Origin of the sequence: Acinetobacter sp. UBA1297 (assembly GCF_002307755.1) — a bacterium.
GTDB classification, from domain to species: Bacteria; Pseudomonadota; Gammaproteobacteria; order Pseudomonadales; family Moraxellaceae; genus Acinetobacter; species Acinetobacter radioresistens.
In genome coordinates this window covers 115,043-127,226 of the sequence record NZ_DBUF01000028.1, presented here as the reverse complement: position 1 = coordinate 127,226, position 12,184 = coordinate 115,043, and the positions used below count along the sequence as shown (strand labels likewise).

Genomic DNA, 12,184 nt, shown 5'->3' with positions numbered 1-12,184 from the left:
TTCTCTGGCTAGCGTAGTCCCATGACTTATCTCTCCCGCCAGCCATAATCAAGCAGAAAGATAAATCAAAGGTCTTGCCAACAAAAGAATTAAAGCTCGGGTTCTTTGGCTATGATGACCATGTTCTGTTGAACAATTATGTTGACCATCACCTATTTACTGGAACGTAAATAGCGGCTACTCCCCAATGAAGTAGGCCTAGTGTAAAACGAGCCAGCCAAATTTTCAAACCCCTTTTATTTTAAACCCGGGTTTATACATTAATATTTTTTAATCGGGCTGATAAAAAGCCCCGCAATCGCAGGGCTTTTATCAAGATAAAGAGATTACAGCAATAAACTGCGAATATCCTTTAACAGTTTGGTCAGCTTATTGGTAAAACGTGCTGCATCAGCACCATTGATCACCCGATGATCATAAGACAATGATAATGGCAACATTAGGCGCGGATCAAAAGACTCACCATTCCACACTGGTTGCATGGTTGCCGGAGAAATTCCCAGAATTGCCACTTGTGGCCAGTTAACCAGCGGCGTAAATGCCGTACCACCGATTGAACCCAGACTGGTAATGGTAAAGTTGGCACCTTGCAGGTCTTTTGGAGACAGCTTTTTATCACGCGCCTTCTGGCTCAGCTCCCCCAGCTCCTGTGCAATCTGACGGATAGATTTCTGATCAGGATTACGTAGTACCGGTACAGTCAACCCATCTGGCGTAGCTACTGCAATACCCATATGAATTTCATGACGCAGCATTACTGCTTTCTGGTCATCAGCCAGATGACCTGCAAAATAAGGCTCTTCTTTTAACAGGTGAGCAACCGCCTTGGCGATAAAGGCCAAGATAGTCAGACTGATGCCTTCTTTTTTAAAGTTAGCTTTCAATTCACCACGCCATGCCTCAAGTTCGGTAATATCAGCCAGATCAAACTGGGTTACCTGAGGAATATAATTGTTGAGTGAAAGCTGTGGAACAGACACCTGCTGCAAACGTGTCATGGTTTTCAGTTCACCACCACCAAAAGCAGTAAAATCTGGCAAAGCTGGCAAACCTGAAACCACAGGTGCTGGAGTTGAGCTTGCAGGTTTTTGCACTTCAGTCAGACGAGTTTTGACATATGCAAAAACGTCTTCCTTCATTACACGTTCATGCGGTCCCGATGCCTTAACCTGTGCTAATACTACGCCCAGTTCACGAGCCAGCTTCCGTACTGCAGGCCCAGCATAAACCTTAGCATTTTCAAGTTGCTGTTCTTTACTTAACTTATCAGTGCCCTGCTGTGGAGCTGACAAAGTACCAGTATCATTTTGCGGCTTAGCTACAGTCTGTTGTGTTGCAGCATCCTGCTCTTTAACCACTGCAGCCTGTTTAGTTTTAACCGGTTCAGATGATTTCTCTGTCTCTACTACAGCCAGTAATAGTCCCTGTTTAACGACCTGGTTTAACTCTACATGTAACGCCTTAATGATGCCGGCAGCAGAACTTGGAATCTCAACTGAAGCTTTGTCTGACTCAACCACACACAAGCTTTGCTGAGCCTCTACACGGTCACCGACTTTAACTAAAATTTCAGTGACTGTGGCTTTATCTACCCCAAGGTCCGGTACAGTGACTTCAATTTCTGTACTTTCAGCACTACTACTATTTTCAACTGATGTAGCAGCCTGCTGTTGAGATGCAGATTTTTCTGTAGCAGACTGGACGGAAGGCTTCTCTGATACAGGTTCGGCCGAACCTTCAGCGGTCCGTACAGTAATCAGCACCACACCTTCTTTAATGCTATCACCTTCTTTGACGGTAATACTTTGTACTTTGCCTGCTACAGTACTTGGTACTTCTACGGTGGCTTTGTCTGACTCAACTACTGCGATGCTCTGGTCAACCTGAATATCATCACCTACCTGAACCAGCAGCTCACCCACCAGTGCTTTCTCTACCCCAATATCAGGCAACTTGACTTCAACCGTAGCAGCTGAAGATGAGCCAGATTCAGACGGTTGAGCAGCCTGGGTCGGAGAATTTGGCTGATGGGATGAAATTTCCTGCTGAATTTCCCGGTCAGGTAATTCAGTTGGAGTATTTTCTGAAGTTTTCTGTGCTGCATCGGCTTCTTGAGCTTCAGTAACGCCGCCAGATGTACCTTCTGCTTCAAGTTCAATCAATGCTGTGCCTTCAGTCACGTCATCGCCCTGATTGACCAGGATACTTTTAACCACTCCGGCTGAAGTGGCAGGCACTTCAACCGTTGCTTTATCGGATTCCAACACGACAATGCTGTCATCTACTTCAATACGGTCGCCTACTTTGACCAGAACTTCTGCAACATTCGCTTGATCTACGCCGATATCAGGTGTCTTGATTTGCATAGGGCTTAGTTCTCCTCACCTGATACTGGTTCTTGATATTCTGCAACTGTCTGGACTTCCGGATGAGCTTGAGGTGCCCAGGCTACCGGACGGTCTGTTTCCAGCTCAAAACTGGAAATAGCATCTTTAACCAGACGGTTTTCAACTTCACCTTCATCTGCCAGTTTTTTCAGAGTGGCAACCACGATATGAGCTGCATCTACACCAAAATAACTGCGAAGATTGGCGCGGGTATCAGAACGGCCGTAGCCATCTGTACCTAATGTAACGTAAGGCCGGTTATCTGGCAGATAAGCGCGGATCTGTTCACTATAAGTACGCATGTGATCCGTTGCTGCAACCACGATACCATCTGTACCACGCAGCTGCTGAGAAACCCAAGATTCTCGGGTTTGTTCATTTAACGGATGCAGGCGGTTATATTCTTCACATGCCATTCCATCACGTGCCAGTTCATTGAAGCTGGTGACGCTCCAGACATTGGCATGAACCTGATATTCCTCACGCAGAATTTTAGCAGCCTTGATCACTTCACGCAGAATGACGCCTGAACCCAGTAACTGGACAGTGGCTTTATCATCTTCTTCAAGCAGGTACATCCCGCGTTTGATGCCCTCTTCTACACCCTGTGGCATTGGTGGATGTTCATAGTTTTCATTCATGAGTGTCAGGTAATAGAACACACGTTCCTGATTTACATACATGCGTTGCAAACCATCATGTACCACAACAGCCAGCTCATAACCAAAGCAAGGGTCATATGAAACACAGTTTGGAATGGTACTGGCCAGAATATGTGAATGACCATCCTGATGCTGCAAACCTTCACCATTCAGGGTAGTGCGACCTGCAGTTGCACCCAGCAAGAAACCTTGAGCCTGCGCATCTCCTGCAGCCCAAGCAATATCACCGATACGCTGGAAACCGAACATGGAGTAATACATATACATCGGAATCATCGGCAAATTATTGGTTGAATAGCTACTTCCCAGCGCAGCCCAGGCACTCATGGCTCCGGCTTCGTTGATACCTTCCTGAAGCATATGCCCATCTTTGGCTTCACGGTAATTCATGAGCTGTTCATTATCTTCTGGCGTATACTGCTGACCATGTGCCGCATAGATACCTAACTGCCGGAACATGCCTTCCAGGCCAAAAGTACGTGCCTCATCCGGTACGATCGGAACAACATGATCTTTAATTGCTTTTTCTTTAAGCAATGCTGAGATCAGGCGTACCATTACCATGGTGGTAGATTGCTGTTTACCATTACTGCCACGTAGAACGCTATCAAAAACTGACAGTTCTGGAATATCCAGAGCATAGCTTTCTTTGCGTCGTGCCGGTAGATAACCCCCTAGAGCTTCGCGCCGTGCCTTAAGATATTTTAGCTCGGGAGAATTTTCGCTCGGACGATAGAATGGCAGTTCTTCAAGCTGTTCATCATTAAATGGCAGATTGAAGCGGTTACGAACATATTTCAGTGACTCAAGCTGCATTTTCTTGATCTGATGCGTCTTGTTTACCGCTTCAATTTCTTCAGACAGTCCATAACCTTTTACCGTTTTAGCTAAAATAACTGTCGGCTGACCTTTGGCTTTGGTTGCCTCAGCATAGGCAGCAAAGACCTTGTACGGGTCATGACCGCCACGATTCAGATTATCAATATCTTCATCGCTTAAATTCTTTACCAGCTCTTCAGCTTCCGGATATTTACCGAAGAAGTGAGCACGCGTATAGGCTCCACCTTTAACCTGATAGCGCTGATAGTCACCATCTACTGCTTCTTCCATTGCAGCTTTTAGTGCACCAGAGGTATCTTTGGCCAGTAACGGGTCCCAGTGGCGACCCCACACTACCTTAATCACTCGCCAACCTGCCCCACGGAACAACGATTCTAATTCTTGGATAATTTTACCATTACCACGTACCGGGCCATCCAGACGCTGCAGGTTACAGTTCACCACCCAAATCAGGTTATCGAGCTTTTCGCGACCTGCCAATGAGATCGCACCCAGACTCTCTGGCTCGTCCATCTCGCCATCACCCAGGTATGCCCAGATTTTCCGGTCTTCTTCTTTAATCAGGCCACGGTTCATCAGATATTTCTGAATATGGGCCTGATAAATTGACATGATTGGTCCCAAGCCCATAGATACTGTCGGGAATTGCCAGTAATCTGGCATCAGATAAGGATGTGGATAGCTTGGTAAACCATTTCCGCCTACTTCACGGCGAAAATTGCCGAGCTGCTCTTCAGTGAGTCGGCCTTCCAGAAATGAACGTGCATAAATGCCCGGTGCACAATGACCTTGATAATAGATCATATCACCGCCAAAATTATCACTAGCAGCACGGAAAAAATGGTTAAAACCTACATCATACAGGGTGGCACTAGATGCAAAACTTGCCAAGTGGCCACCAAGATCATCACCGGTCTTGTTAGCACGTAACACCATTGCTAAGGCATTCCAGCGAATCAGAGCGCGAATTCTTCGCTCCATATCCTGATCACCCGGCATAGCAGGCTGTTCATCTACTGAGATTGTATTGAGATATGGCGTATTGAGACGCTGAATAGGAACATGTTTAGCTATCGCGCGCTGATACAATTTTTCAAGCAGAAATGCTGCCCGCTCTGTACCCATATGCTGTAGTACTGAATCAAAAGCATCTTGCCATTCTTGTGTTTCCTGTGCGTCGGTATCACCGTAAAACGCCATAACTCACCTTTCTCTTAATCTTCCTGTCTTATCCCCTATATGTATCATGTTTTCGTGTAGAGCAGGTATCGCCGCAGGTGAATGCCATCATGGAGAATTATTCATAAGATAAATACCAAGTGACGTTTTATTACTCAGAATAACAAAAAATCGCCAATATAGGCGATTTTTCATACAATTCATATTAAAAGTGGTGATACTATAATTTTATGGCAGCATAGCAAGGTAAGTTGAAGGATTCTTACGCTGGCCATCTTTGACTACTTCATAATGAAGGTGCGGGCCGGTACAGCGGCCGGTACAGCCAACATTTGCAATATGTTCACCTGCTTCAACACGGTCACCTACACGGGCGACCAAACGTGAAGCATGGGCATAGCGAGTTAAGTAACCATTACCATGATTAATTTCTACATACTGGCCATAACCTGTACCCCAGCCTGATTTGGTCACAATACCTGGACCAGTTGCATAGATTGGAGTACCACTAGGTGCAGATAGATCCAGACCTGAATGATTTTCAGCCCGGCCACCCATAACACGGCCACCGTAGTTAGAACTGACACGTTTCATATCAGGTAGGGGATGGCTGACTAGCCATGAATAAGGATTACTGGAGTTGTAAGATGGGGTCGTTTTAGTTCCGTACTTTTTTGCTAAAGATTCATTATTCAACTCAACAGTTTTCTCACGAAGAGTAATGCTGACATTCGTGTTTGCTGGAATATTAATATCATCCGGCTGAGAATATGAACCTTGAGCTAAAGTGCGGGTAAGTTCTTCAAGACGATCTGGTGATGATGTGGTACCGTTTAATTCAACCAGATCTGCAAATGCAACTGATGCAGCTGATGCGGCGAGTGAAAACGCTAGTAAAATACGACGCGTGTGCATAAAAACCTCATTTAACTGTTCTTACTCAAGGTTCCTTGTGATCTCTTCCTTGATATCAGCTGAAACAAGCGCATAAGATTAAGACATTACTATGTGGAAAATATGTATGTCAGAACCTTTCAACGTCTTTCAACAGACAAGAAAACACCTAAAAACAGGAAACTTAACGTTTCTTAAAGCGCAAGTTGCTGAATGGCAGAAACTTACGAAACTAATTCAACCGCTATTACCCCAACCGGAACAATGGCAAGTCGTGTGTTATGAATACGGCATTTTGACGGTAACTGGTGAAAATCAAGCCTTGATTAGTCAGCTCGGCTACCTGCAAAAGCAATATATTTCTAAGTTAGCTCAACATGCTGAACTGAAAGATCTGAAACAGATCCGGCCTTATCTCAGGTCTAGACAACCTGATACTCCTGTCAGAACTGCATCTTCTCAATCACTTGCACCAGAAACACAGGAAATGTTACGAAATGCTGCTGGCTTTGTGAGCGACCCCAAGCTTAGCCAAGCCTTGCTACGTTTGGCAAGCAATAAAAAGTAACATGGCAGCAATATACAATTACTTTAGAGAAGATATTTAGAGAATTATTTCACATTTTTACATGTTACGTTATAACATAACCATATAAAGACAATGACTTATGAAAGACTTACATAAGAAATTGGGCAGTCCTCAATGTCATTAAATGTTACAATTTCATAATTACTAGGATCACTCTGCACATTGCGTAGCAGCTGATTATTTAAAGCATGGCCAGACTTATAGCCATCGAATTTGGCAATGATCTGGTGTCCGAGCAGATATAGGTCACCTACTGCATCCAAGATTTTATGGCGTACAAACTCATCTGAAAAACGTAGCCCCTCTTCGTTCACTACGCCGGTATCATCTACACCAATTGCATTTTCAAGACTGGCTCCTAGCGCCAGATTATTTGCTTTTAGATAATCCAGATCTTTCATAAACCCAAAAGTTCGGGCTTCACTAACTTCATATACGAAAGTTTCAGTAGAGAAGTCAATCGTGGCAGATTGGTATTCTTTAGCAAATGCAGGATGATCAAAATCAATTGTAAAATTTAACTGAAAGCCATGATGGGGAGTAAAAATAGCCTGTTTGTCATCAATCAAGGCTTCAACCGGCTTTAAAATTTTAATAAACTTCTTGGGTGCATTTTGTTCAACCAGCTCACCTTGCATGAGTAAATAAATAAATGGACCTGCACTACCATCCATAATCGGCACTTCAGAGGCTGAAACCTCCACAATCAGGTTATCAATTCCCAAGCCGGCAATTGCACTCATGACATGCTCAATGGTTCCAACCTTGGCATTTTCCTGCACCAGGTTAGAACACATAAATGCTTCCTGGATGAGTAAGGCATCAGCAGGAATATCAACAGGAGGGTTTAGATCAATACGACGAAATATGATGCCGCCATCAATTGTATGCGGAACAAAGTTAATCATGACTTTCTGACCGCTATGCAGTCCAATGCCACTGGCTTTGACCATACGTTTGAGGGTACGCTGTTTCAACATTCGCTTTTTGTCTTCCACCTAAAAAACCGCTATACGTTAGCATATTTAGCCATTGATAAAAAACAAAAAGGTAGTGTTTGACCACTACCTTTTGTAAAGACATCAGCTTTTGTTCAAACTAGCTGCATTTTTACTTGCGTTGCTGGTTTTTCAGGTAATCCTGAATACTCATTGGTGAGGAACGCGGCGTAGAGCTTGGTGTAGAGGCTGCTGGAGCTTCTACAGCCTGACGCTTGCTGATAGCAGGCACATCATCTTCTTCAACAGAAACATGGGTGGTAGCCTGAGTGCGTGCTTGAGCTGACTGGGCCTGGCGTTTTGGCTCAACGGCATCAGCAGCATTACGGGTCAAACCGGTGGCAATGACTGTAACACGAATTTCATCACGCGCATCTGGATCAAATACCGTACCAAAGAATACCTCACCATCATCCAGATCCACGATCTGGTTAACGACATCCGTAATAATCTCGGTTTCACGTAAAGTTACGTCAGCACCACCTGTAATATTAATTAGAACACCTTTGGCATTCATGATATTAACATTATCAAGTAACGGACTACGAATAGCCAGACGGGCTGCGTTCTCGGCACGATCCTGTCCACTGCTACGCCCTTCACCCATCATGGCATAGCCACGGGTACTCATTGCAGTTTTCAAGTCAGCAAAGTCAAGGTTAATATGCCCTGGACGTACAACCAGATCAAAGATTGAACGTACTGCATTAAGCAGTACATCGTCTGCTTTTTTGTATGCATCCTGCATAGAAATATCACCAAACACACTCAGCAGGCGCTGATTTGGAATGATAATCAGGGAATCGACATGAGCTTCAAGCGCATCAATCCCTTTTTCTGCAGAACGCTGACGACGACGGCCTTCAAAGTTAAAAGGCGTGGTCACTACACCGACGGTTAAAATCCCCATCTCTTTAGCAATTTCAGCAACCACAGGTGCTGCACCTGTACCTGTTCCCCCACCCATTCCAGCAGTCACAAAAACCATATCAGCACCTTCAAGATGCTGACGGATTACTTCACGACTTTCTTCAGCGGCTATCTGTCCTACTTCCGGATTAGCACCTGCGCCAAGACCACGTGTACTTTGTTCGCCAAGCTGGATTTTAAATGGAGCGTTCATCCGGTCGAGAGCTTGTTTGTCGGTATTAGCACAGACAAACTTTACACCTTTGATATCGGACTGCACCATATGCTGTACAGCATTACCGCCACCACCGCCTACACCAAATACAGTGAAACGGGCCTGACCGTTGCTATCGCTTGGTTCATCTTCTATTAGTTCAAATGAGGACAACATGACCTTTAGATTTCCTAATTAAATTGTGGCAGTCACTTTAGCCCGTATACTGCCTTGATCTGTAAAAAATATTTTTTAGAATGCTGTGCAATGCTCACCTTGTCAAGTACACGGCTTTTCACTTACAACTTCCTAACAATATTCCCAAAAAACCCATACATCCTAGAAGATCGATTTTAGTTTGCTATTCAGGTTAGTCCATCCATTGGCAACCCGACTCCAGAATGGGCGTTTCTCTGTTTCTTCCGGCTCATCAACGGTCGCCTGCATTTCACTTTGGCTAAAAAGTAGTAAGCCTGAAGCAGTGGCATACATGGAGCGACGCAAAGAAGCCTGATGCTGTTCTTCTGCATACACCTGTAAAGGCGGATTACCTAAATGGGCGGATACACCTAGCATACGGCGCGCCAGATTTACCATGCCTTCGATCTGGCATGCGTCCCCTGTAAGCACGACACCATGATACAAGCCATGAATTGCACCACTTCGTTCTAGTTCTTCTCGAATTTTAGAAAAAATTTCTTCATAGCGTGCAATAATAATTTCTGCAAGTTCAATGCGACTAATCGTTTGCGGACCATCAATCCCTTGTACCTGAATCATATGATCAGGCTTTACTGCATGTAAATCAACACAACCATGTAATATTTTAATACGCTCGGCTTCCTCAGTCGTTGTTTGTAGCACAGCAGCAATATCCCGGGTAACATGCTCCCCTCCTCGCTGCAAGGTATGAACCAGTGCTAAATGACCGTCAAGATAGACCGCCAGATTGGTGGTACCTGCGCCTATATCGACCAGACAGACGCCATATTCTTTTTCATCTTTCAACAGGCTGCCTTCCGATGTTGCCAAAGAAGATACCACCATCTTCTCGACCCCAATATTTGCACCTTTCATGGCCCGGTCAAGATTTTGCATAGTGCTGATTGGCATCATCATTAGCTGATAATGTCCGGTCATACTCTGTGCTGACATATTAATCGGATTTTGTACCCATTCTGGCGTGTCATCCAGTTCAAAACCTAATGGTACAGCACTGGCCAGATAATAGTCTGCTGTTACATGGCTTGCCTTGGCTAGTTCCAGCGCACGCACCACTTCATTGGTGCTGATAATACGTTCCGGATTGGTAACAGGGGTACGGCCAGCAGCATAGAAACTTTTTAATTCTGTACTCGGTATAGACACCCAGGCCGAGTGGATACGGCATTCCGCCATATTTTCTGCTTCTGCGACAGCATTTTTTATTGCGGCAATGACTTTATCGAGACTGACAATTTTTCCTTTATTCATACCCCGGTTGCGAGCACTCGCCATACCAATGACCTGAATATTATCCGGAGCATGGACCTTACCAATTAAAACTGAAACTTTGTGCGTCCCAATATCAATCGCAACAACCGAGGGAACAGCTTCACTCATTACTCACTACCATTTTATGTTCGTTGTTTATATTTGGCCCAATGCCTCAATCTTATAAAGCCACGTATTATGGCTTTGCCCTTATTCCGCCTGCAATGCTTGTGTCATCAATCGTTACAACAAACTGACTATTTATAATTTTAGGTGGTGCTGCACTTTTCCACTGAATAGCCAGGCCATTACGATAACGCAGGTCAATTGCCGAGATTTTGTTCCACACTGGTTTTAAGTCAGTTTGTGCCAGATGACTCAAACGTTGCAGTTTACTCATAGTCTGATCTTGGTCCACGATGATACGAAGTCCAGAATCAAATTGCATAAACCAAGTCATGCGTTCTGTTAAATAAAGTTCTTTTAAACGCAAATTGACTGGTCGAAATAATTGATTGATCTCATTGTAACGGCGCATCATCACCTTGGACTGACTGGCCGGACCATGGAGTAAGGGCAATTGCTGATGACTGCTATACACTGCCTCAGTAAAAATATCACCACTGTCACTAAGCAGTCGTCCTGTTCCCCAACGGGCAATTGCATGACGTGGCATAACACGTACCCGGATGGCATTTGGCCATGCGCGTGATACGACGACTCTATCTACCCAAGATATTTCCAAGGCTTCGTCCCGGATCTGTTCCAGATCAGAGGTAAAATAGTTAGCCTGAATTACCGGATCCAGATGTTTGACCAGCTGCTGCTGTTCGGCGTCAGAGCGTGCTCCAACTACCTGAAGTTCAGCCACAGTAGCATCTGTCATAACCCTGTATAAACCATAAACTCCTATAACTAGCACCAAGCAGGCAATTACCAGCATCAGCCACCCACCCAGATTAGTAAGCTTTTCCTTCCGGGTTGGTGGTTTTTCATGAATAGAAGTAATTGCTGCCCGTGGTTTACGGCGCATAGAAGTCGGAAGCTGAGCCATGGCTTACTGGTCTACTCCATGATCTTGCAGTGTTTGCTCCAAAATCGTGACACAAAGCTGGTCAAAATCATAACCCACAGCCTTGGCTGCTTTAGGAACCAGTGAATGGCTGGTCATGCCCGGTACAGTATTGACTTCAAGCAGCCAGAAATTACCCCGTTCATCCTGCATGGCATCAATACGGCCCCAGCCTTTACAGCCCACTGCCTGAAATGCACGCAAGGCCAGCTCCTGAAGCGTCTTCTCTTCAGCTTCACTTAAGCCGCAAGGAATACCATATTGCACATCATTACGATTATATTTAGCTTCATAATCATAAAACGCGACATCTTTTGGTGGCTCCAGACGGATAACTGGCAGGGCCTGGCCATTTAGCAATACGATCGTGAACTCACGACCATTAATCCATTTTTCTGCCATGACTACAGCATCATGTTCAGTGGCCTTGGCCAAAGCTTCAGCAAAGTCTTCAGGTTTTTCTACCTTACTCATGCCAATACTTGAACCTTCATGTACCGGTTTAATGATGAATGGCAAACCAAGACTGGCAATTACCTCATCAGCATCGGCATCTTTGCTCACAATACGGTGTGGGGCTGTCGGCAGTTCACTGCCCTGCCAGACCTGCTTGGTTTTGATCTTGTCCATACCAATCGCAGAACCTTGTACCCCTGTGCCGGTATATGGAATATTTAACCACTCCAGTACACCCTGAATCTGTCCATCTTCACCGCCACGACCATGCAATACAATAAAAGCGCGGTCATAATTCACCAGTTCAGTGACACAACGTTCTTGTGGATCAAAGGCCTCGGCTTCCACCCCTGAACGTATCAATGCTTCAAGCACAGCACGACCACTATCTAACGAAACTTCTCGCTCTGCTGATTTCCCGCCAAGCAATACTGCAACTTTGCCGAATTTTAAAGCATTTGACACGTTGATATCCTTAAAGTTTTATCACTAATATTTTTTAAATGACCAA

9 protein-coding genes and 1 riboswitch are annotated in these 12,184 nt (G+C 44.9%); of the genes, 1 reads left to right on the top strand and 8 read right to left on the bottom strand.

Going from position 1 to position 12,184, the window contains the following annotated elements; translation table 11 throughout:
* Positions 1–40: 40 nt before the first annotated feature.
* Positions 41–198: riboswitch (yybP-ykoY riboswitch) on the bottom strand.
* A gap of 128 nt (positions 199–326) precedes the next feature.
* From B3R63_RS12610 to B3R63_RS12600, 3 genes are all read right to left on the bottom strand, one after another.
* A complete protein-coding gene (locus tag B3R63_RS12610) occupies positions 327–2,366 on the bottom strand; it encodes a 2-oxo acid dehydrogenase subunit E2 (protein WP_286731578.1) in 2,040 nt (679 codons plus the stop codon).
* Between the two features lie 5 nt (positions 2,367–2,371).
* The gene (gene aceE / locus B3R63_RS12605) at positions 2,372–5,089 is read right to left on the bottom strand and encodes a pyruvate dehydrogenase (acetyl-transferring), homodimeric type (RefSeq protein ID WP_005017845.1); all 2,718 of its coding nucleotides are present in this window, start codon (positions 5,087–5,089) and stop codon (positions 2,372–2,374) included.
* A gap of 207 nt (positions 5,090–5,296) precedes the next feature.
* A complete protein-coding gene (locus tag B3R63_RS12600; protein WP_034674869.1) occupies positions 5,297–5,983 on the bottom strand; it encodes a M23 family metallopeptidase in 687 nt (228 codons plus the stop codon).
* A gap of 106 nt (positions 5,984–6,089) precedes the next feature.
* Between B3R63_RS12600 and B3R63_RS12595 the strand changes: the two genes are divergently transcribed.
* A complete protein-coding gene (locus B3R63_RS12595; RefSeq protein WP_005017837.1) occupies positions 6,090–6,530 on the top strand; it encodes a DciA family protein in 441 nt (146 codons plus the stop codon).
* A 98-nt stretch (positions 6,531–6,628) separates the two neighbouring features.
* On the opposite strand, the gene lpxC is transcribed toward B3R63_RS12595, so the two are convergent.
* From lpxC to B3R63_RS12570, 5 genes are all read right to left on the bottom strand, one after another.
* Positions 6,629–7,531 carry a UDP-3-O-acyl-N-acetylglucosamine deacetylase gene (gene lpxC, locus B3R63_RS12590; protein ID WP_005405195.1) on the bottom strand — a complete coding sequence of 301 codons (903 nt, stop codon included), beginning with the start codon at positions 7,529–7,531 and terminating at the stop codon, positions 6,629–6,631.
* 130 nt (positions 7,532–7,661) lie between these two features.
* A complete protein-coding gene (gene ftsZ, locus B3R63_RS12585) occupies positions 7,662–8,846 on the bottom strand; it encodes a cell division protein FtsZ (RefSeq protein WP_005404658.1) in 1,185 nt (394 codons plus the stop codon).
* A gap of 165 nt (positions 8,847–9,011) precedes the next feature.
* Positions 9,012–10,274: a cell division protein FtsA gene (gene ftsA, locus B3R63_RS12580; RefSeq protein WP_005017834.1), complete on the bottom strand. Its 1,263-nt coding sequence runs from the start codon at positions 10,272–10,274 to the stop codon at positions 9,012–9,014.
* 67 nt (positions 10,275–10,341) lie between these two features.
* A complete protein-coding gene (locus B3R63_RS12575) occupies positions 10,342–11,199 on the bottom strand; it encodes a cell division protein FtsQ/DivIB (RefSeq protein WP_005024040.1) in 858 nt (285 codons plus the stop codon).
* Positions 11,200–11,202: 3 nt separating this feature from the next.
* Positions 11,203–12,138 (bottom strand): D-alanine--D-alanine ligase, encoded by a 936-nt coding sequence (locus tag B3R63_RS12570; protein WP_005407280.1) that lies wholly within the window; start codon positions 12,136–12,138, stop codon positions 11,203–11,205.
* Positions 12,139–12,184: the final 46 nt, after the last annotated feature.